Origin of the sequence: Mesorhizobium sp. B2-4-17, from assembly GCF_006441275.1 — a bacterium.
In the GTDB taxonomy this organism is placed as follows: Bacteria; Pseudomonadota; Alphaproteobacteria; order Rhizobiales; family Rhizobiaceae; genus Mesorhizobium.
Genome location: NZ_VFUX01000039.1, coordinates 1 through 21,650, shown reverse-complemented (window position 1 = coordinate 21,650; position 21,650 = coordinate 1). Strand labels below are relative to the sequence as shown.

Below are 21,650 nucleotides of genomic sequence, written 5' to 3'. Positions count from 1 at the left end.
AACCATATGGGCATCGCGGCTGACAAAAACGCGGGTCAAAACAGCGGGATTTGCATATGGGCGACACCGTTCAGCAGTTTTTCGCGGTCAAGGCGAAGATCGCCGCCGCCGAGCAGGAAGCCGGTCGCGAAGCCGGCGCGGTGACGCTGGTGGCTGTTTCGAAGACCTTCGACGCCGCCGATATAAAGCCCGTTCTCGAGACCGGCCAGCGCGTGTTCGGTGAGAACCGCGTGCAGGAAGCGCAAGGCAAATGGCCTGACCTGAAAGCGGCTTTCCCGGATATCGAACTGCACCTGATCGGTCCGTTGCAGTCGAACAAGGCGAAGGAGGCGGTGGCCCTGTTCGACGTCATCGAGACGGTCGACCGCGAAAAGATCGCCGCCGAACTCGCCAAGGAGATCGCCAGGCAAGGCCGCGCGCCAAGGCTCTACGTCCAGGTCAACACCGGCTCCGAACCGCAGAAGACCGGCATCGAACCGCGCGATGCTGTCGCCTTTGTGACCCGCTGCCGCGATGTGCACGTCCTCGCCATCGAAGGCCTGATGTGCATCCCGCCGGCCGACGAGAACCCGGGCCCGCATTTTGCTTTGCTGGAAAAGCTGGCACGGGAGGCAGGCGTTGCCAAACTGTCGATGGGCATGTCAGGCGACTACGAGACGGCAATCGCCTTCGGTGCCACCAGCGTTCGTGTGGGTTCGGCCATCTTCGGCAGTAGATAAGCCTCGGGAACAAAACCCGACCGGTGTCCAAATGGGATTATGCCATGGTATTCTCGCTGACCGACTACGCTGGTTAGGAGTTGTTCCTATGAGCTGGCAGCTCCAAGACGCACGGGACAATCTTTCAAAACTGATCGGACTGGCGCGGAAAAAGGGACCGCAAACCATCTCTTTGCAGGGTAGGCCTGCCGTCGTCGTACTCTCAGTCGAGGATTACGAGAGACTGGTGGGCAAGAGGCGTTCGCTTACTGAGCATCTTCTTTCTGGGCCCGTCTGGGACGACGACTTTGCCGAAGAGGTCAATCGCCGCCCCAAGGATCCCGTTCGGGATATAGAGATCTGACGCTCTGCCGGGCAACTGCGTAGCACAAAGCGAGACGGCAGACGACGCATCTGAGCCCGTTAGGCCAGTCAGAGAGGTCCATTACACCAAGACTGGAAACGAAACGTGCCGTTCCTATTTGCTTTCCGTCACCTCGATTCCTCTGGAGCCTTCACCATGCGCTACAACCAGCTTGGAAATACCGGGCTATTCGTCTCCGAATTGTGCCTCGGCACCATGACCTTCGGCGCCGCCGGCCACAACGCCCAATGGGGCCTGATCGCCAGTCTCGACCAAAAGGGCGTCAACGAGATCGTCGGCCGCTCGCTCGCCGCCGGCGTCAACTTCTTCGACACGGCCGACGTCTATTCCTTCGGCGAGTCCGAAAAATTGCTCGGCCAGTCCCTCCGCGATCTCGGCGTCGCCAGGCAGAACGTGGTCATCGCCACCAAGGTGCATGGCCCCATGGGCGACGGCCCGAACCAGCGCGGCTCCTCGCGCGGCCACATCATGGACTCGGTCGACGCCAGCCTCGAACGGCTGCAGCTCGACCATATCGATCTCTATCAATTGCATGGCACCGACGCGGTGACGCCGATCGACGAGACGCTGCGGGCACTGGACGATCTCGTCTCCAGCGGCAAGGTCCGCTATGTCGGCGTCTCCAACTGGGCAGCGTGGCGCATCGCCAAGGCGCTGGGCATCGCCGACCGCAAGGGCTTTGCCCGCTTCGAGACCATCCAGTCCTACTACTCGATCGCCGGCCGCGATCTCGAGCGCGAGATCGTACCGCTCATCAATGAGGAGAAGCTCGGTCTGATGGTATGGTCGCCGTTGGCCGGTGGCCTGCTCTCCGGCAAATACGGTCCCGGCGCGCCCGGCAATGGCGAGGGCCGTCGCGCCTCGTTCAATTTCCCGCCGGTCAATGAGGACCGCGCCTGGGCGGCGGTCGCCGTCATGCGCGAGATCGCCAAAAAGCACGACGTCAGCGTCGCCACGGTGGCGCTCGGTTATGTCCTGGCCAAGCCCTTCGTGATGAGCGTCATCATCGGCGCCAGCCGCATGGACCAGCTCGAACAAAACCTTGCGGCGACCGAGGTGAAGCTTGACGCCGACGATCTCGCCCGTCTTGACGAAGTCAGCGCGCTGCCCGCCGAATATCCCGGCTGGATGCTCGAGCGCCAAGGCGTCGGCCGCCATCCGGCGCCGTTCACGCCGAAAGCATGAAGCAGTTGGGGCAGACGTCTCGGGAGCCGATCGGCTTCCGAGATCGCTTCAGGTCAACCTGACGCTCTCCCCGAGAAAATCGAGAAAAGCCCGCACCCGTGCCGGCAGGTGCCGGCCCTGGCCGACATAGACGGCGTGGGTGGCCTCCTGGTCTCCGGGATTGAAATCCTCCAGCAGCGGCACCACCCGGCCGGCGGCGATATCGGCCGCCACATGCCAGCGTGCCAGCCTAGAGATCCCCGCCCCGGCCAGCGTCATCAGCCGCATCGCCTCGCCATCGCTGACCAGCGTGTTGCCGGTGATCGGGATCATGACTGCGTTGCCGGCGGCGTCGAGGAATGGCCAGCCATCGATATGCCTGACGAAGCCGAAGCCCATGCGATTGTGGCTGTCGAGATCGATTGGAGTCAGCGGCGTACCGTGCGCATCGAGATAGGATGGGGCCGCAACGACGACCCCCGGGCTCTGCCCAAGCTTGCGCGCCACCAGCCGTGATTCGCCGAGCGGGCCGGCCCGGATGGCGACGTCGGCGCGCTCCGCCATCAGGTCGATGACGCTATCGGTCAGCACCAGATCGATCGAGATTTCGGGGTAGCGTTCAAGGAAGCGCGGCAGCAGCGGGACCAGCCGGTGCACCCCGAAGGGCACGTAGGTGTTGACGCGGAGCCGCCCGCGCGGCGCGGCACCGGCCGCCGCCTCCCGCTCGGCCGCCGCCATGTCGGCCAGGATGCGCTGCCCGCTCTCGTGGAATGCCGCTCCTTCCGGCGTCAGCAGCAGCTTGCGCGTCGAGCGGCTGATCAGCCTGGCCCCTAGCCGGGCCTCCAGCCGCGCGATCAGCTTGCTGACCGCCGATGGCGTCATGCGCAATGCGCGGGCGGCCGCCGAGAAGCTGCCGGCCTCGACGACGCGCACAAACACTTCGATCTCGCCGGAGCGGTTGATGTCGGGTCTCGCCATCTGTGAATCTATTTCACAGAAAACATGTCTTGGGCAAGTCTGGTTCACAGTGCGGGCCGATACGATCTTCCCGGTAGGGGCGCGGATTGGACAGGGCGCTCGTCGTCTTGGAAGTGGAAACCACCATGCCTCTTGCTCTTTACGCCCTCGCCGCCGGTGCCTTCGGCATCGGCGTCACGGAATTCGTCATCATGGGCCTGCTTATCGACGTCAGCAAAGACCTTGGCGTCTCGATCTCGGCCGCCGGCCAGCTCATTTCGGGCTACGCGCTGGGCGTCGTCATCGGCGCGCCCTTGCTGACCATCGCCACCGGCAACTGGCCCCGCAAGACGGTGCTCCTGGCGCTAATGGCCATCTTCACGCTTGGCAATCTCGCCTGCGCGCTGGCGCCCGATTACTGGACGCTGATGGGCGCCCGTATCATCACCGCCTTTGCCCATGGCACCTTCTTCGGCGTCGGCTCGGTGGTCGCCACCAGCCTCGTCGCGCCCAACAAGAAGGCCTCGGCGATCGCGCTGATGTTCACCGGCCTGACCATCGCCAATATTCTCGGCGTGCCCGTCGGCACCTGGCTCGGCCAGGCCTTTGGCTGGCGTGCGACCTTCTGGGCGGTAACCGCGGTCGGCCTCGCCGCCTTCGCCGTCATCTTGGCTCTGGTGCCGCGCAGCCAGGAGGCACCTGAAAAGAGCGAGCTTCGTGCCGACCTCGCCGTGCTGCGGCGCACGCCCGTGCTGCTCGGCCTCGCCACCACGGTGCTCGGCTATGCCGGTGTCTTCGCCGTCTTCACCTACATCGCACCGCTGTTGACGCAGATCAGCGGCTTCAAGGAAGCGGCGGTGTCGCCGATCCTGCTCGTCTTCGGCGGCGGCCTCATCGCCGGAAATCTCGTCGGCGGCAAAGTCGCCGACCGTTTGCTGGTGCCGGCCGTGCTGGGCAGCCTTGTGGTGCTGGCGCTGGTGCTGGCGACAATGAGCTTCGCCATTCACAGCCAGGTCATGGCCGTGATCTATGTCGGCCTGCTCGGTGCGGCCGCCTTCGCCACCGTGGCGCCGCTGCAAATGTGGGTGCTGGAGAAGGCGCAAGGCGCCGGCCAGAGCCTCGCCTCCTCCTTCAACATCGCAGCCTTCAATCTCGGCAATGCCTTGGGCGCCTGGCTGGGCGGCGCGGTCATCGCCCACGGCCTTGGCCTCGGTGCCCTCACCTGGGTGGCCGCGCTACTGCCGCTTGGCGCCCTCGCCGTGGCCGCATTGGCACTACGTCTTGATCGCGCCACGCTTGGCGCACCGGCCACAGTCCGGTCGTGACGCTCGCCGACACCCGAATCGCTTTCGACCCTTTCACAAAACACCAGGAGCAGGAAAATGGACTATCGACGTCTTGGCGCATCGGGCCTGAAGGTCCCCGCGCTTTCGTTCGGCGCGGGAACCTTTGGCGGCTCCGGGCCATTGTTCGGCGCCTGGGGCAACAGCGATGCCAGGGAAGCGCGGCGGCTTATCGACATCTGCTTGGACGCCGGCGTCAACCTGTTCGACAGCGCCGACGTCTATTCGAACGGCGCGTCGGAGCAAGTGCTCGGCGAAGCCATCAAGGGCCGCCGTGATGCGGTGCTGATCTCGACCAAGACCTCGCTGCCGATGGGCGACGGCCCGGCCGATTATGGCTCCTCGCGCTCGCGGCTGGTCAGATCGGTCGACGCCGCGCTGAGGCGCCTCGCCACCGACTACATCGACCTGTTGCAACTGCACGCTTTCGATGCAGGCACGCCGATCGAGGAGGTGCTGTCGACGCTCGACGACCTCGTGCGCGCCGGCAAACTGCGCTATGTCGGCGTCTCCAATTTCTCCGGCTGGCAAGTGATGAAGTCGGTTGGGCTCGCCGACAGGCACGGCTACCCGCGCTACGTCGCGCATCAGGTCTATTATTCGCTGCTTGGCCGCGACTATGAATGGGAACTGATGCCGCTCGGCCTCGACCAGGGCGTCGGCGCACTGGTGTGGAGCCCGCTCGGCTGGGGCCGCCTGACAGGCAAGATCCGCCGTGGCCAACCTCTGCCGGAAAAGAGCCGGCTGCACGATACGGCGAGCTTCGGCCCGCCTGTCGAGGATGAACATCTGTATAAAGTGGTCGACGCGCTCGATGCCGTTGCCGCGGAGACCGGCAAGACCGTGCCGCAGATCGCCATCAACTGGCTGCTGCAGCGCCCGACCGTGTCATCCGTCATCATCGGCGCCCGCAACGAGGAGCAATTGCGCCAGAACCTCGGTGCCATCGGCTGGACGCTGACGCCGGAGCAGATGAAGAAGCTTGATGCGGCAAGTGAGGTCACCGCACCCTATCCGTATTTCCCTTACCGGCGTCAGGAAGGATTTGCCCGGCTCAATCCGCCGACGGTGTGAAGCCGGCGCCGGAACTGCCAATCTCCACCCTTGCGGGGGAGATGGCCGGCAGGCCAGAGGGGGGTGTGAAGAAACGCGACGATGACCAGAACCGCCAACTGCGGGCGGCTTCATGGCATGTTGGCGGGACAGCACCCCCCTTTGCCCTGCCGGGCATCTCCCCCGCAAGGGGGGAGATCAGCTGTGCCGCCGCTCAATGCAGCACGAACTCACCATCCAGCTTGCGCCATTCGTTCGGCGCGATCAGCTTCTGGTGCGTGTAGACCACCGAATGCAGCGGCCCGTCGAGCCTCGCTCTCCAGAACTCGATGAACTTGATCAGTACCGGAAACTGCGGAGCGATATCGTAGTCCTGCCAGATGAAGCTCTGCAACAGATGCGGATGGTCGGGGAAGTGATAGAGAATCTTGGCCGTGGTCAGGCCGTAGCCCTTGAGCATCAGGTCCATTTCGCCATGGTCGCGCATTGCGGTCCTCAGGTTGATTCTCCTTCCTCCCAACGCTGAATTGTGCGCGTGGTTGCTTAACTGTCTATTGATTTTCGTAGACCATGACGGCCTTTTCCTCCACGAAAGCATGTGCTTAGCAGCGATGCTCCGGGAGTGCTGACAGCGTTTTGCGCAGCCGCTGCGGCATCGCGCCACGCGAATCCAACGTCTAATGTTGCCGTCTTCGCGGAACTGTTAATAATGCGCGCGAATTCGCGGCCGCTTCGCCGCGATCCCGCTGGCCGCCAAGCCAGCGGTTTGGTTTCGGGAGGAAAGCGAAGACATGTCCGAGGCAAAGATCCATCGCGTGCAGCCGGCGTGGAAGAAGAACGCGCTGATCGACAACGACACCTACCTCAAATGGTATGCCGACAGCGTCAAGAACCCGGACAAGTTCTGGGGCAAGCACGGCAAGCGCATCGATTGGTTCAAGCCCTTCACCAAGGTCAAGAACACCTCCTTCGACGGCAAGGTCTCGATCAAGTGGTTCGAGGACGGGTTGATCAACGTCTCCTACAATTGCATCGACCGCCACCTGAAGAAGCGCGGCAATCAGACCGCCATCATCTGGGAAGGCGACAACCCTTACGACGACAAGAAGATCACCTACAACGAGCTTTACGAGCATGTGTGCCGGCTCGCCAACGTGATGAAGAAGCACGGCGTCAAGAAGGGCGACCGCGTCACCATCTACATGCCGATGATCCCGGAAGCGGCCTATGCGATGCTGGCCTGCACCCGGCTGGGCGCCATCCATTCGATCGTCTTCGGCGGCTTTTCGCCGGACGCGCTGGCCGGCCGCATCGTCGACTGCGAATCGACCTTCGTCATCACCGCCGACGAGGGCCTGCGCGGCGGCAAGCCGATCCCGTTGAAGGAGAACACCGACAAGGCGATCGACATCGCTGCCAAGCACGACGTGACGGTGAAGAACGTAATCGTCGTGCGCCGCACCGGCGGCAAGATCGGCTGGGCGCCGGGCCGCGACCGCTGGTATCACGACGAGATCGCGACGGTTAAGCCCGACTGCAAGCCGGAAAAGATGAAGGCGGAGGATCCGCTGTTCATCCTCTACACCTCCGGCTCGACCGGCAAGCCGAAGGGCGTGCTGCACACCACCGCCGGCTATCTCGTCTATGCCTCGATGACGCACCAATATGTCTTCGACTACCATGACGGCGATGTCTACTGGTGCACCGCCGATGTCGGTTGGGTCACCGGCCACAGCTACATCGTCTATGGACCGCTCGCCAACGGCGCCACCACGCTGATGTTCGAGGGCGTGCCCAACTATCCGTCGCAGTCGCGCTTCTGGGAAGTCATCGACAAGCACAAGGTCAACATCTTCTACACCGCGCCGACGGCATTGCGCGCGCTGATGGGCGCCGGCGACGACCCGGTGAAGAAGACCTCGCGCAAGTCGCTGCGCGTGCTTGGCTCGGTCGGCGAGCCGATCAATCCGGAAGCCTGGGAGTGGTATTTCAACGTCGTCGGCAACGGCAAGGTGCCGATCGTCGATACATGGTGGCAGACCGAGACCGGCGGCATCCTGATCACGCCGCTGCCCGGCGCCACCGACCTCAAGGCAGGCTCGGCGACCCGGCCCTTCTTCGGCGTCAAGCCGCAGCTGGTCGACGGCGAAGGCAAGGTGCTGGAAGGAGCCGCCGACGGCAACCTCTGCATCACCGATTCCTGGCCCGGCCAGATGCGCACCGTCTACGGCGACCACGACCGCTTCGTGCAGACCTATTTTTCCACCTACAAGGGAAAATACTTCACCGGTGACGGCTGTCGCCGCGACGCCGACGGCTATTACTGGATCACCGGCCGCGTCGACGACGTCATCAACGTCTCCGGTCACCGCATGGGCACCGCCGAGGTCGAATCGGCGCTGGTCAGCCATGAGAAGGTCTCGGAGGCCGCCGTCGTCGGCTACCCGCACGACATCAAGGGCCAGGGCATCTACAGCTACGTCACCTTGATGAAGGGCATTGAGCCTACCGAAGAGTTGCGCAAGGATCTCATCGCCCATGTCCGCAAGGAGATCGGCGCCATCGCCTCGCCCGACAAGATCCAGTTCGCGCCGGGCTTGCCCAAGACACGCTCGGGCAAGATCATGCGCCGCATCCTGCGCAAGATCGCCGAGGACGATTTTGCCGCCCTTGGCGACACCTCGACGCTCGCCGATCCGGCCGTCGTCGACGATCTCGTCGCCAACCGGCAGAACAGGAAAGGCTGAGACGAGCCATGGCCGCGATCGGCAGGGTTGCCGAACTCTGGCGCTATCCGGCGAGTTCGCTCGCCGGCGAACGCCTGCAAGCGATCGCGGTCGGCACCGACAGCATCGACGGCGACCGCATGTTCGGTCTGGTCGACGCCGCCGACAATGAGATCGCCCGGCCCGATCGCGAGGCGAAATGGCACAAGGTGCCGCGCATCCGCACCCGGCTGACGGGTGACCGCAAGCTCGAGATCGCGATTCCCGGCGGCGACTGGCTGGCGGCACCGGGCACGGAAAGCGATGCTGCCGTTTCGGCCTATCTCGGCTTCGCGGCCTCGATCCGGCCATTCGGCCCGCAGAACGCGCCGCCCGCCTACGCCGGTCCGCTCACGCAAGCGCGCTACAACAAGGCGCCCATCCATCTTTTGACCACGGCTTCGCTGGCGCGCCTGAAGGCGCTGCATCCGGAAGGAACACCAGATGCGCGCCGCTTCCGCCCCAACATCGTCGTCGACATGGCGGCGGTCGAAGGCTCATTTCCGGAGACGGAGTGGATCGGCCGCAAGCTTGCGATCGGCGATCTGCTCTTGACCATCTCCGAGCCCTGCCGCCGTTGCGGCTTCACCATCATTGCCCAGGATGGCTTCGACAACGATCCCGGCATCCTGCGCAACCTGGTCCGCCACAACGCCCACAATCTGGGCGTCTACTGCACGGTCGACCAGCCGGCCAGCGTCGAGATCGGCGCGACGATGCGGTTCGTCTAGCTGGCGGCATGGTCTCCGCAGGCGTTGCGCCGTCGAAAATCTCGTCGCGCAGCCTGTAATACGCGTGACAGAAAACGGCGCCATACAGGGCCCGGCGCGACCCCACCTTGTCGCTTTCGCCAATTTCAAATCCCACCGATCGGAGTACCGATGACTTCCCTGCCCATCCTTGGCGCCGCCATGACCCTGGACGACCTCGAAATCCATCGCGCCTGGCTTCTCGAAAAGCAGCGCGACCTGGAATTGCAGAGCTTCACCAACGCCGATGTTCTCAACGGCGACTGGGCACCGCTCGCCGCCCGCGCCAAAAAGCTCCTCGACGGCCACCAGGGACGGCTCGGGATTCACGGGCCTTTCTGGGGCTTCGTCATCGCCTCGCAGGATCCCGATATTCGCGCCGTGGTCAGCAAACGTCTGATGCAAGGTCTTGATGTCTGCGCCCAAATCGGCGCGACGCAGATGGTCGTCCACAGCCCCTACACGACATGGTCCTACAACAATCTCGACAACAATCCCGGCGAGCGCGAGAAGATCGTCGAATATTGCCACCTGACGCTGAGCGAAGCCGTCAGGCGGGCCGAAGAGATCGGCTGCACCATGGTTCTCGAGAACATCGAGGACAGGGATCCGCATATCCGGGTTGCTTTGGCCGAAAGCTACAAGTCCCCTGCCGTCGCCGTGTCGATCGACACCGGCCACGCCTATTATGCCCATGGTTCGACAGGTGCGCCGCCGGTCGACTACTATGTGCACGCCGCCGGCAACCGCCTGCAGCATGTCCATCTGCAGGACGCCGACGGCTACGCCGATCGTCACTGGAGCCTCGGTGAGGGCACGATCCAGTGGCGTTCGGTGTTCGCCGCGCTCGCGAAACTCGAAAGCAATCCGCGTCTCATCATCGAGATCAAGGACAAGGCCAAGATCCCGGCGTCGGCGGCCTATATCGCTTCGCTCGGCATCGCCGAGTGAGAGGGCGGCGGGCGCCCAGGCGGCGCCGTTACCGATAAAGATCCGCCCGCGTCGGCGGCAGGCCGCTCGGCCCGCGTACACGCTTGGTGGCGACGGTCTGGAAAATCTGCGCCGAGGCACGCTCGAAGGTGATGGAGCATCCGGTGAGATAGAGCAGCCAAAGCCTTGCCCTGGCCTCCCCCACCTCGGCAATGGCCTCATCGAACCGCGCATGCAGGCGCTCGGCCCATAGCCTGCAGGTGCGGGCGTAGTGCTCACGCAGATTCTCGACGTCGTAGACGAGGAAGCTATGCGCTTCGAGATTGCCGAGCGTCATGCCAATCGTGTCGAGCTCGCCGCCCGGGAAGATGTACTTGATCAGCGCCTTGTATTCCGGCCCTTTGCGCAAGGTCTTCTTCAGGTTGCCCTTGCTGCGCCGCGTGATGGCGTGGTGCAGGTAGATACCGCCCGGCTTCAACAAGCGGTGGACGGTCGAGAAATAGGCGGCATGGTTGGCGAGGCCCAGATGCTCGAACATGCCGATCGACGATATCTTGTCGAAAGTGCCGGAGAGCTCGGCATAGGATTTGATCTCGATGGTGATGCGGTCCTCAAGCCCCTCGGCGCGGATGCGCTCGCGCGCCAGCTTCGTCTGCTCTTCGGACAGCGACACGCCATGGCCGATGACGCCGTAATGCTTTGCGGCGTGGATCAGCATCGCCCCCCAGCCGCAACCGATGTCGAGCAGGCTTTCGCCCGGCTTCAGCCGGAGCTTGCGGCAGATATGATCGAGCTTGTCGATCTGCGCCTGGTCTATGCTGTTGGCAAAATCCGTGAAGTAGCCGCAGCTGTAGACCATGCGCTCGTCGAGGAAGAGCCGGTAGAAAGCATTCGATATATCGTAATGATGCTGTATCGCCTCCTTGTTCGACCCGCTGACATAAGGGTTGCGACCGGACAAATCGGTCCGCGCCGTCATCTGCTTTCGCGAAAACAGCACGGCCGGCAGGTCCCGCAGAATCGCCAGCTTCGGCAGTGATCTGAGCTTTGTCTTCAACTTGCCTTGCGAAGGCAGGGCGTAGAAGTCGAACAGCGAGCCATCCTCGACGTCGACCGCCTTGGATATCCACATCTCCACCAGCGTCGAAAAGCTGGGGCGCCGGACCATCTGCCAGACAATATCCTGGTCGTTGATGGCAAGCACGGGCCCCGTCGCCGGGCCGATCCGCTCACCGGTCCACAGCCTGACCGCGAAACCAGGCTTCAGCGTCTCGACGACACTTCGCACGATCCGTGCGGCTCTGTCGGCAGCGTCCATCTCCAGCTCCCATGCATCGAATATCGCCCTGATCCCGAATTGCACTGTCGTCCAATCGGTCCGCGGACTGCAATCCCTATCTGTTGCGCAAAAACATCGCGCCAGACGATTTCCCGGGCGGGGTTCGGCCATTCCGTTGCGGCACCTTGCCATTTGCTGCGACGCACCCCATCATTAGGGCGTGTTCAACAAATCGAAAGGAGGTGATCCGATGTCGAGTGATTTCGTTTTCCAGAACGTGGCCTCAGCGGATTGCACTTTCGGGAAGCAGTCTTCCCGTTAAGGCGCGAGATGCGCGGCGGGTGACCCGAATGGGTTGCCGCCACAGGCCGCGCCACGGACGGAAACACGGAAGGCCGTCGGCTTCGCACGAAGCGGCGGCCTTTTCCTTTTGGGGCCTGTTACAAGCTGCCCGGTTCGGCACACTCGCATGGCAAGGGCCCTGTCGCCGGCATTTGTCTCGATGACGCGCCTGGTCCTATCTGGTCAGCGCGCCGGAGCGGAGCGTACTTAAAGTACGTGAGCACCGGAGGCGCAGGAAGCTGCCGTTTGCAGGCCGGCATCACCTGAATATCGACGCCCCTTAGGCCAGCATCTGCGCGCTGACCGTCCTGTCGATGCGGTGATTGGGCGGATTGAACAGCCTGCCTTCCTGTTCATAGGTCCAGACCTTGAACAGGGTCAGCCGGTGCGGGCCGAAGCTGTGCAGCAGAGGCACGTCCGTGGCGTCGCGCCCGCGCGCGATGACGACGCGGCCGATCCTGGGCCGATTGTGGCGCGGATCGAACGTGTACCACTTGCCGTCGAGGAACACTTCCATCCAGGCCGAGAAGTCCATCGGCGCCGGATCGGCTGGCACGCCGATATCGCCGAGATAGCCGTTCACATAGCGCGCCGGAATATTCATGCAGCGGCAGAGCGTGATAGCCAAATGGGCGAAGTCGCGGCACACCCCGACCCGTTCCTCATGCGCCTGCGCCGCCGTGCGGGTCGACCGCGCGTAGCCATAGCCGAACGACAGACGGTTGTGGACATAGTCGACGATCGCCTGCACCCGCGCCCAGCCGGGTGGAAGATGGCCAAACCGTTGCCAGGCGAGATCGCTCAAATGATCGGTCTCGCAGTAGCGGCTGCCGAGGAGATAACCGAGCACCTCGTCGGGCAATTCGGCCACCGGCATTTCCCTGGCCAGCGTGTTGACCTCGTCCGTCTCGCCGTTGTCCTCGATCACGGCGTCATAGAGGATGCGAAAAGTACCGGCAGGCGCGGTGAAGCGGCGGCAGTTATTGCCGTGCAAATCCTGGTAGAGCCTGGTCGGCACCGAGGGCGAGGTCAGCACGCGCGTTTGCCGCTTGATGTCGGCCTGCCTGTCCTTGTGGATCTCGAGCAATGAAATCACGGGAGTGGCCTCGGCGCATTCAATGGCGATCTCGTAGCCGAGGCGGATCAGCATGGGCGTCGTCCCTTGGGTCGCATGGTGGGGATGTGGGATTGCAACGTCGGACGGTGGCGGTGGTTCCCCGCATTGCCGCGAAATATGCCTGTGCGCCTTTCCATGTCCGCGCCTGGACGTTACGGTTGCGCCCTCCCCTCGACGCCCCCCGGATTTCAAGGAAAATCATGTTTGCTGGCAGAAAATTCGCCGCCTTCCTCTTCGACATGGACGGCACACTCATCAATTCCATTGCGTCGGCGGAGCGGGTGTGGAGCGATTGGGCGCGCCGACAGGGCCTCGACGTCACCGCCTTCCTGCCGACGATCCATGGCGTGCGGGCGATCGAGACCATCACCGGCCTTGCCCTCCCAGGCATTGATCCGGCGCATGAGGCGGATCTGCTGCTGAAGGCCGAGGCCGCCGATCTGGACGGCATTGTCCCGATCGCCGGCGCAGTGGCGTTCCTCAATTTGCTACCGCGCGAAAGCTGGGCGATCGTGACCTCCGCGCCACGCGAACTGGCGCTGCTGCGGATGAAGGCCGCCGGCATTCCGGTTCCCGCCATCCTCGTCGCCGCGGAAAATGTTTCGCGTGGCAAGCCGGCGCCGGACTGCTTCCTGCTGGGTGCCGAACGGCTCGGCGTCGATGCGCGCGACTGCCTTGTGTTCGAGGATGCTCCGGCCGGCATCGCGGCGGCCGAGGCTGCGGATGCCGCGGTCATGGTGATCAACGCCACGCACCGGCATCCCATGGCAACGCGGCACGCGTCGATCGCAGGCTACGACACGATCGGCATCACCATCGACGAACGCGGCTGGATCGCACTTGAGGCGCAGCGCAGCGCCGCCTAGGCCGGTTTCTAGAAGTCGCTGGTCAGGCCCTTGACCTCCCAGTCGCCGTAGCGGCCAGGTTCCTTGCCGCCGCGGCCGCCGATCTCCTTCGGCATGGCGGCTTCCTTCTTGCGATAATCCTGACGCCGCGCCTCGGCTTCGGCCAGCGCGCGGCGGGCGGCGGGCGTCAACTCCTTTGGCAGCGCGCCGTCATCCGAGCCGGCGGCCGGCGTTTTACTGGTCTCGTCGTTCATGGATATTTCCAAGCGGATTGAAACAGGGGCAGGCGTTTCCCATCATATAGCGATGAGCCTAGGACTATCGACCCCCTTTCATCACCAGCCAGACAGGAGCAGACGATGAACACTTTGCGCACCGCGATGCTTCTGGCCGCCATGACGGCCCTGTTCATGGGAGTCGGCTTCCTGATCGGCGGTTCGGGCGGCATGATGATCGCTTTGCTGATCGCCGCCGGCACCAATCTGTTCAGCTATTGGAATGCCGACAAGATGGTGCTGTCGATGAACCATGCCGTCGAGGTCGACGAGAAGAACGCGCCGGAATATTACGCCATTGTCCAGGCCCTGGCCAAGCAGGCCGGCCTGCCGATGCCCAGGACCTATCTGATCGATAGCCCGCAGCCGAATGCGTTTGCCACCGGCCGCAACCCGCAGAACGCGGCGGTCGCGGCCTCCACCGGCCTGCTGGAGCGGCTGACCCACGAAGAGATCGCCGCCGTGATGGCGCACGAACTCGCCCATGTCCAGCATCGCGACACGCTGACCATGACCATCGTAGCGACGTTTGCAGGCGCCATCTCGATGCTGGGCAATTTCGCCTTCTTCCTCGGCGGCAATCGCGACAACAACAATCCTTTCGGCTTTGTCGGCGTCCTGGCGGCGATGATCGTGGCGCCCTTCGCGGCCATGATCGTGCAGATGGCGGTGAGCCGCACCCGCGAATACGAAGCCGACCGGCGCGGCGCCGAAATCTGTGGACACCCGCTGTGGCTGGCCTCCGCGCTTGACAAGATCGCCCGCGGGGCCGAGCGCATTCCCAACTCCGATGCCGAGCGCAACCCGGCGATGGCGCATCTCTTCATCATCAACCCCCTGCATGGCGAGCGCATGGACAGTCTGTTCTCCACCCACCCGAGCACCGAGAACCGCATCGCCGCCTTGCAGGCCATGGCGCGCGAAATGGGCGACGGCGCATCCCAGGCCACAGAGCGCCAGGCGCCGGCGCAGGCCGACGAGCAGCAGCAAGCCGGACCGTGGGGCAAGCGGGCCACGCCAGAACCGGCTACGGAGCCAAGCCCGGGGAAATCCAATCCATGGGGTCGCAATCCGACCGGGCCCAAGGGCCGGTGGTCGTGAGCGTGGCCGGCAGACCTCGACGCACCGTTTCAGGCGATCAGGAACACAATGCCGGCGGCGAATTCGTTGCCGGCCTCGCCGCGCGCAAGGCGGCGGCGCGGCTGCTTGCCGCCGTCATCGACGCCAGGACGCCGCTTGACGGGCTGACCGATCACGAGAACGGCCACCCGCAATACAAGGCGCTCGATTTGCGTGACCGGGGCCTGGTGCGCGCTATCCTTGTCACGGCGCTGCGCTATCGCATGACCATATCAGGACTGCTGGCGCGCCGCCTGGAGAAGCCGCTGCCGCCAAACGCAACGGTGCTATCGCACATACTGCATGTGGCGGCGGCGCAGATCCTGTTCCTCGATATTCCCGACAGCGCAGCCGTCGACCTCGCGGTGACGCACGCCAAGTCCGATCCGCGCACACAGCGCTTTTCCGGCCTGGTGAATGGCGTTCTGCGTACCCTGGCGCGCGCCAAGGAAACCGAATTGCCGGCCGCTCTCGCCGCCACCGACGAAGCACCGAAATGGTTTTCCGACCGTCTGAAGGCCGCCTATGGCGTGGACAAGGCCAGGCAGATCCTCGCGGCCCACCGCTACGAGGCGCCCGTCGATTTCACGGTCAAGGCCGAGCCCGAACCCTGGGCCGAAAAGCTCGGCGGTATCGTCCTGCCGACCGGCACGGTGCGGGTGGAAAAACTCAGCGCATCCGTCACCGAACTGCCCGGCTTTGAAGCAGGCGCATGGTGGGTTCAGGATGCCGCCGCCAGCCTGCCCGCGCGGCTGTTCGGTGATGTCACCGGCCTCAGCGTCGCCGACCTCTGCGCCGCGCCCGGCGGCAAGACCGCGCAGTTGATCCTGGCCGGCGCCAGGGTCACCGCTGTCGACACCTCGAAGAACCGGCTGGCGCGGCTGGCGCAGAATCTCGATCGTCTCGGGCTCACCGCGGAACTTGTCCAGGCTGACCTGCTCAACTACGAGCCAAGGGAATTGTTCGACGCCGTGCTGCTCGACGCGCCATGCTCCTCGACCGGTACGGTACGCCGGCATCCCGACGTGCCCTGGACCAAGACCACGGCCGACGTCGAAAAGCTCGCCGACCTGCAGCGCAGGCTGCTCGCCCGCGCCGTCACCTTGGTGAAACCGGGCGGCAGGATCGTCTTTTCCAACTGTTCGCTCGACCCGCTCGAAGGCGAGGAGCTCTATCGCGCTTTCCTCAGAGAGACGCCGACGGTCGTCGACGATCCGCTGCGGCAGGGCGAGATCGCCGGCATCGATTCGTTCCTGACGGCGCAAGGCACGTTGCGCACAACGCCCGCCGATCTCGACCTCGGCGCGCCGGAGCGCTCGGGCCTGGATGGTTTCTTCGCCGCGCGCATGCGTAGAGCCGGCTAATGCATTTTGCTGACTTTTTAGGGAGAGCCTGGGTAAAACCGGGTGAACCGCAGCCGTTCCCGGGAATTCGCCTTCGCACGTCTCGTTCAATCATGTAAACTCGTGCTTGGGGTTGAGGACGACCAGGAGGGCTTTTGGCACTTGCTGCCGGCAACACGACGCGTCTGTGGACGCTGGTCGCGAAGGAGTTCTGGCGCAAGACGCGTCGACGCCTGCGCGCCGGGCCGGTCTATCGCTGGCGCTATTCCGGCCGCACGCCGGAACGTGTTCTGATCGCGCCACCGGACCTGCGCCTCGCCGACCCGCAGATCGCGCTCGAGATATATTACGGCCGCTATCCCTTGTCCGGGCATCTGGTCGAGACCAGCGGCAAGTCGCCGTTCCAGATCAACGTGCCCAACCACGGCTGGCAGAAGACTTTGCATGGCTTTCGCTGGCTGCGCCACATGCGGGCCGCCGGCACCGAGCTTGCCGCCGCCAATGCCCGCGCCCTGGTTTCCGACTGGATCGCCATGCATGGCAGCCATATTGCCGGCGTTGCCTGGGAGCCCGGGACGGCGGCCAAGCGCATCATCGCCTGGCTGCAACATTCTTCCGTCGTGCTGCAGGGTGCCGAGTTTCCCTTCTATCGCGCCTTCCTGAAATCGCTGGCCATGCAGATCCGCTATCTCAGGTCGATGGCGCGCGAAATGCCCGACGGCAAGGATCGGCTGCGTGCCCGCATCGCATTGGCCTTCGCGGCACTCTCGCTGCCGGCGCCGGCCTCGGCGCTGCGCGGCGCCACCCGCAACCTGGCCGAGGAACTCAACCGTCAGATTCTCGCCGATGGCGGCCATATCTCACGCAATCCGATGACGGTGCTGGAAATCCTCGCCGATCTCTTGCCGCTGCGCCAGACCTACGCCAACCAGGCGGAAGCGCCGCCGCAGGCGCTGATCGGTGCCATCGACCGCATGCTGCCGGCGCTGCGCTTCTTCCGCCATCAGGATGGCAGCCTCGCCCGCTTCAACGGCATGGGCGCCACCATCCACGACCGCATCGCCACCATCCTTCGTCACGACGACACCGCCGGCGCGCCGCTGCTGCATGCACCGCATTCGGGCTATGAGCGCCTGTCGATGGGCGGCACCACCGTCATTGCCGACACTGGCCTGCCGCCGCCGGTCGACGTGTCCAACGCGGCACACGCCGGCTGTCTTGCCTTCGAATTGTCGTCCGGCCGCCAGCACTTCATCGTCAATGCCGGCATCGATACCTATGGCGCCGCCGAGTTCCGGCCTTTGGCGCGCGCCACCGCCGCGCACTCCACCGCCACCATCAACGACACCTCGTCGGCTCGCTTCAGCCATTCGCTGCGGGTGAACGACCTGCTCGGTTCGCCGCTGATTGGCGGCCCGCAGCTTGTGCAATGCAAGCGCACCGACCAGAAGGGCGTTCATGGCTTCATCGCCCGCCATGACGGCTATGTCCAGCGTTTCGGCTTCCTGCATGAGCGCGAGCTGAAGCTGTCGTCGAACGGCGATGTGCTGTCTGGCAGGGATCGGTTCCAGCGGCCCGGCAATGCCGCGATCCGCAACAATGGCCGTGACTTCATCACCGTGCGCTTCCATGTCCATCCCGACATCAACCTGCTGCAGGACGAGCACGACCGCCTGGTGCTGGCCGCCGACCAGGCCGACACTTGGGTGTTCACGTCAAGCGAGGTGGTGCCCGAAGTCGAGGAATCGATCTATTTCGCCGGCCTTGGCGGGCCGCGCCGAAGCCGGCAGATCGTGCTCGCCTTCAAGGCCTCGGATGTGTCCGAGATCCACTGGCAGCTGACGCGCACCCGCATCGCCGGCTACGCCGAAAACAACTGACCGGGCTGGCCGCCACTGAGCTTGGCGCTTGATTTCCTGATGTCATATGCTACGGCGCGGGCTTGCCCCTCCAGCCGTGAAAGGCCGCGCCCATGGCCATCGCCGCCAAGAACATCCCCGCGCCGGACCTCGTTCCCGTCCGGCGCGCTTTGCTCTCCGTTTTCGACAAGACCGGCCTGATCGATTTCGCCAGGGCATTGGCGGCGGCCGGTGTCGAGCTGGTCTCGACCGGCGGCACCGCCAAGGCGATCGCCGAGGCCGGCATGACGGTGCGCGACGTCTCCGAACTCACCGGCTTTCCCGAGATCATGGACGGCCGTGTCAAGACGCTGCATCCTTCCGTGCACGGCGCGCTGCTCGGCGTGCGCGACGATCCCGAACATGCCGCGGCGATGCGCAAATACGGCATCGAGCCGATCGACCTCGTCGTCTCCAATCTCTATCCGTTCGAGGAGGTCCGCCGCTCGGGTGCCGACTATGCCGCGATCGTCGAGAACGTCGACATTGGCGGCCCGGCGATGATCCGCGCCTCGGCCAAGAACCACGCCTATGTCGCTATCGTCACTGATCCCAGCGATTATGCCTCGGTGCTGAACGCGCTGGAGATGAACATCGGCTCGCTGTCGCTGGATTTCCGCAAGAAGCTGGCGGCCAAGGCCTTTGCCCGCACCGCCAGCTATGACGCGGCGATCTCCGGCTGGTTCGCCGAGGCACTGGTCATCGAGCATCCGACATGGCGCGCCTTCGGCGGCAGGCTGGCCGAGGTGATGCGCTACGGCGAGAACCCGCACCAGGTCGCCGGCTTCTATCTCAATGGCGACAAGCGGCCGGGCGTCGCCACGGCGCGCCAGCTGCAGGGCAAGCAGCTCTCCTACAACAACATCAACGACACCGACGCGGCCTTCGAACTGGCCGGCGAATTCGACCCGGCACGGTCCGCCGCGGTGGCGATCATCAAGCATGCCAACCCCTGCGGTGTCGCGGAGAGCGCGTCGCTGAGGGCAGCCTATGCCAAGGCGCTGGCCTGCGATCCGGTCTCCGCCTTTGGCGGCATCGTCGCCATGAATCGCACCCTCGATGCCGAAGCCGCCGAGGAGATCGTGAAAACCTTCACCGAGGTGATCATAGCGCCCGATGCGACCGACGAGGCGGCGGCGATCGTCGCGGCGAAGAAGAACCTGCGCCTGCTGGTCACCGGCGGCCTGCCGGATCCGCGCACGGCGGGCACGATGGTCAAATCCGTAGCCGGCGGACTGCTCGTCCAGGGCCGCGACAATGCCGTGGTCGACGACCTCGAGCTGAAGGTGGTGACTAGGCGCGCGCCGACCCCGGCCGAAATGGCCGACCTCAAATTCGCCTTCCGCGTCGCCAAGCACGTCAAGTCGAACGCCATTGTCTATGCCAGGGACGGCGCCACCGTCGGCATCGGCGCCGGCCAGATGAGCCGGGTCGATTCTTCACGCATCGCCGCCCGCAAGGCGCTCGACGCGGCGGAAACGGCTGGTCTTTCGGAGCCGCTGACCAGGGGCTCGGTCGTCGCTTCGGACGCGTTCTTTCCCTTCGCCGACGGCTTGCTGTCGGCGATCGAAGCCGGCGCCACCGCCGTCATCCAGCCCGGCGGCTCGATGCGCGATGATGACGTCATCGCCGCCGCCGACGAACACGGCATCGCCATGGTGTTTACGGGCGTGCGGCATTTCAGGCATTGAGCGCCTTGCCCTTCCCCTTGTGGGGAGGGTCGGCGAACGATTTTGCGAAGCAAAACTCGTGAGACGGGGTGGGGCAGCGCCGACCCCCATCCCGCTCCGCTTCGCGGATCGACCCTCCCCACAAGGGGGAGGGTAAACTCACCCCGCCGGCCGGTCCGCCGGATACGGCGTCCTCACCAGGATCGCCATTCCGATGCCGAGGAACAGGATGATCACCGCCATGCCGAGCCGCGCCGAACCGCTGAGCGCGGTGATGGTCGCCACCAGAAACGGCGCCAGGAAACTGGTCGCCCGGCCGGCCAGCGCGTAAATGCCGAAATAGCGGCCGGATTCCGCCGCCGTGACGCTGCGCGCCATGTAGGAACGCGACGACGCCTGCACCGGTCCGAAAGCCAGGCCGATCAACAGGCCGTACAGGATATAGGCTTTTTCAGCCGCCGTGCCGAACAGGCCGCCTGAATCGGTTGTCGAGAGCGGTATCAGGCCGAGCAGGGTGAAGCCCGGCCCCGTCGAGATGATACCGATGGTGGCGACCGACAGCATCACCAGCGCGATCATCACCACCGCCTTGGAGCCGAGCGCGGTGTCCAGCCGCGCCGCGATCCAGCAGCCGAAAATGGCGACGATATTGAGGATGATGCCGAACATGCCGATCTCGGTGATCGACCAGTGGAACATGCCCGCAGCGAACGTGCCGCCGAGCGCCAGCAGCGCATTGACGCCGTCCTGATAGATCATCCGTGCGACGAGAAAACGGAAGATGCCGCCGCGCCGGCGCACCTCGGCCAGCGTCGATTTCAGCTCCGACAGGCCCTCGCGCACCGCCGGCCCGATGGGGATGCCCTTGATGGCGTCCGGCGTGAAGAAGAACATCGGCAGGATGAACAGGAAATACCAGCCGGCCGACAGCGGCCCGGTGGCGCGGGCATCTTCGCCCAGATGCGGATCGAGCCCGAACAGCGGGGTGAGGCCGATGATGGTCTTGCCGGTCTCGGGCGAACCAGCCAGGCATGTCACCACGAAGATCAGCGCGATCATGCCGCCCAGATAGCCGAGGCCCCAGGCCGTGTTGGAGATGCGGCCGATCTCGCTCTTCGGCACCAGCCGCGGCATCATCGAATCATTGAACACGGTGGAGAATTCCGCCGCGACCGACGCCAGCGAGAACAGTGCCACGATCAGGAACAGGTTCGAGCCGGGCGCGGCGAACCAGAGCAAGCTAAGGCTGGTGATCTTGACGGCGGCGAAGAACGCGATCCACGGTTTACGCGGCCCTGTCTGGTCGGCGATAGAACCAAGAATGGGCGATAGAACCGCGATCACCAGCCCGGCCGCGGCGATGCCGTAGCCCCAGACCGCCTGGCCGGTGTTGGGGTCGGCAGCCATGCGCGAGACGAAATAGGGACCGAAGATGAAGGTGGTGACGACCGTGAAGAACGGCTGCGCCGCCCAGTCGAAGAACATCCATCCCCAGATGCCGCGCCCGGACGCCCGCTGCATTGTCTCTACCGCCATCCTGACTCCCCTGGCACCCGCTCGGCCCGTGTCGGGCGCCATGTCTGCATGTTTCCGATGCTCATGCAAATGACAAGCGTCGCGCTGCCCCTCATCGCCCTGCCATGTCCAGCCGATAGATGGGTAACACTTTGAACCGGATAGATAGGTAACAGTTTTCTCCCTCATGATGGGTTCGCCGC

Annotated in this window: 19 protein-coding genes; 13 read left to right on the top strand and 6 right to left on the bottom strand. The window is 64.5% G+C overall.

The features are described from left to right. Positions 1-56: 56 nt before the first annotated feature. The 3 genes from FJ548_RS25590 (at position 57) to FJ548_RS25580 (ending at position 2,268) form a co-directional block, all read left to right on the top strand. Positions 57-719, top strand: a complete 663-nt coding sequence (locus FJ548_RS25590) for a YggS family pyridoxal phosphate-dependent enzyme (RefSeq protein ID WP_140779336.1) — start codon at positions 57-59, stop codon at positions 717-719. An 88-nt stretch (positions 720-807) separates the two neighbouring features. After that, positions 808-1,062 (top strand): type II toxin-antitoxin system Phd/YefM family antitoxin, encoded by a 255-nt coding sequence (locus FJ548_RS25585; RefSeq protein ID WP_140779335.1) that lies wholly within the window; start codon positions 808-810, stop codon positions 1,060-1,062. Between the two features lie 156 nt (positions 1,063-1,218). Next, entirely contained in the window at positions 1,219-2,268 is a 1,050-nt protein-coding gene (locus FJ548_RS25580; RefSeq protein WP_140779334.1) for an aldo/keto reductase, read from the top strand. 48 nt (positions 2,269-2,316) lie between these two features. Here the strand turns inward: FJ548_RS25580 and FJ548_RS25575 are convergent, their stop codons facing one another. Continuing rightward, complete coding sequence (locus FJ548_RS25575) at positions 2,317-3,225, bottom strand: LysR family transcriptional regulator (RefSeq protein ID WP_140779333.1); 909 nt, start codon at positions 3,223-3,225, stop codon at positions 2,317-2,319. A 125-nt stretch (positions 3,226-3,350) separates the two neighbouring features. Between FJ548_RS25575 and FJ548_RS25570 the strand changes: the two genes are divergently transcribed. Both FJ548_RS25570 and FJ548_RS25565 read left to right on the top strand, forming a co-directional pair. Further along, complete coding sequence (locus FJ548_RS25570) at positions 3,351-4,529, top strand: MFS transporter (protein WP_140779332.1); 1,179 nt, start codon at positions 3,351-3,353, stop codon at positions 4,527-4,529. 57 nt (positions 4,530-4,586) lie between these two features. After that, positions 4,587-5,621 carry an aldo/keto reductase gene (locus FJ548_RS25565; RefSeq protein ID WP_140779331.1) on the top strand — a complete coding sequence of 345 codons (1,035 nt, stop codon included), beginning with the start codon at positions 4,587-4,589 and terminating at the stop codon, positions 5,619-5,621. A gap of 193 nt (positions 5,622-5,814) precedes the next feature. Here FJ548_RS25565 and FJ548_RS25560 read toward each other — a convergent pair whose 3' ends face one another. After that, a complete protein-coding gene (locus FJ548_RS25560) occupies positions 5,815-6,087 on the bottom strand; it encodes an usg protein (RefSeq protein ID WP_140697878.1) in 273 nt (90 codons plus the stop codon). A 304-nt stretch (positions 6,088-6,391) separates the two neighbouring features. Here FJ548_RS25560 and acs point away from each other — a divergent pair, with 304 nt between their 5' ends. The 3 genes from acs (at position 6,392) to FJ548_RS25545 (ending at position 10,065) form a co-directional block, all read left to right on the top strand. After that, a complete protein-coding gene (gene acs / locus FJ548_RS25555; RefSeq protein WP_140779330.1) occupies positions 6,392-8,347 on the top strand; it encodes an acetate--CoA ligase in 1,956 nt (651 codons plus the stop codon). Between the two features lie 8 nt (positions 8,348-8,355). Continuing rightward, entirely contained in the window at positions 8,356-9,096 is a 741-nt protein-coding gene (locus FJ548_RS25550; RefSeq protein WP_140779329.1) for an MOSC domain-containing protein, read from the top strand. A gap of 150 nt (positions 9,097-9,246) precedes the next feature. Beyond that, the gene (locus FJ548_RS25545) at positions 9,247-10,065 is read left to right on the top strand and encodes a sugar phosphate isomerase/epimerase family protein (protein ID WP_140697871.1); all 819 of its coding nucleotides are present in this window, start codon (positions 9,247-9,249) and stop codon (positions 10,063-10,065) included. Between the two features lie 28 nt (positions 10,066-10,093). Here FJ548_RS25545 and FJ548_RS25540 read toward each other — a convergent pair whose 3' ends face one another. Further along, on the bottom strand, positions 10,094-11,362 hold the full coding sequence (locus FJ548_RS25540) for a cyclopropane-fatty-acyl-phospholipid synthase family protein (RefSeq protein WP_140779328.1): 1,269 nt from the start codon (positions 11,360-11,362) through the stop codon (positions 10,094-10,096). Positions 11,363-11,945: 583 nt separating this feature from the next. Beyond that, complete coding sequence (locus tag FJ548_RS25535; RefSeq protein ID WP_140779327.1) at positions 11,946-12,815, bottom strand: transglutaminase family protein; 870 nt, start codon at positions 12,813-12,815, stop codon at positions 11,946-11,948. 167 nt (positions 12,816-12,982) lie between these two features. Between FJ548_RS25535 and FJ548_RS25530 the strand changes: the two genes are divergently transcribed. Then, on the top strand, positions 12,983-13,648 hold the full coding sequence (locus FJ548_RS25530) for an HAD-IA family hydrolase (RefSeq protein ID WP_140697862.1): 666 nt from the start codon (positions 12,983-12,985) through the stop codon (positions 13,646-13,648). Positions 13,649-13,656: 8 nt separating this feature from the next. Here FJ548_RS25530 and FJ548_RS25525 read toward each other — a convergent pair whose 3' ends face one another. Next, entirely contained in the window at positions 13,657-13,881 is a 225-nt protein-coding gene (locus FJ548_RS25525) for a DUF1674 domain-containing protein (protein WP_140612188.1), read from the bottom strand. 105 nt (positions 13,882-13,986) lie between these two features. On the opposite strand from FJ548_RS25525, the gene htpX reads away from it, so the two are divergent. The 4 genes from htpX (at position 13,987) to purH (ending at position 19,953) form a co-directional block, all read left to right on the top strand. Then, entirely contained in the window at positions 13,987-15,003 is a 1,017-nt protein-coding gene (gene htpX, locus FJ548_RS25520; protein WP_140697859.1) for a zinc metalloprotease HtpX, read from the top strand. Continuing rightward, positions 14,961-16,385 carry an RsmB/NOP family class I SAM-dependent RNA methyltransferase gene (locus tag FJ548_RS25515; RefSeq protein WP_140779326.1) on the top strand — a complete coding sequence of 475 codons (1,425 nt, stop codon included), beginning with the start codon at positions 14,961-14,963 and terminating at the stop codon, positions 16,383-16,385. The genes htpX and FJ548_RS25515 overlap by 43 nt, the downstream gene beginning before the upstream one ends. A gap of 134 nt (positions 16,386-16,519) precedes the next feature. Next, on the top strand, positions 16,520-18,244 hold the full coding sequence (locus FJ548_RS25510; protein ID WP_140779325.1) for a heparinase II/III family protein: 1,725 nt from the start codon (positions 16,520-16,522) through the stop codon (positions 18,242-18,244). Between the two features lie 92 nt (positions 18,245-18,336). Beyond that, entirely contained in the window at positions 18,337-19,953 is a 1,617-nt protein-coding gene (gene purH, locus FJ548_RS25505) for a bifunctional phosphoribosylaminoimidazolecarboxamide formyltransferase/IMP cyclohydrolase (protein WP_140779324.1), read from the top strand. Between the two features lie 138 nt (positions 19,954-20,091). Here purH and FJ548_RS25500 read toward each other — a convergent pair whose 3' ends face one another. Continuing rightward, the gene (locus FJ548_RS25500) at positions 20,092-21,468 is read right to left on the bottom strand and encodes an MFS transporter (RefSeq protein WP_140697847.1); all 1,377 of its coding nucleotides are present in this window, start codon (positions 21,466-21,468) and stop codon (positions 20,092-20,094) included. Between the last annotated feature and the right edge of the window lie 182 nt (positions 21,469-21,650).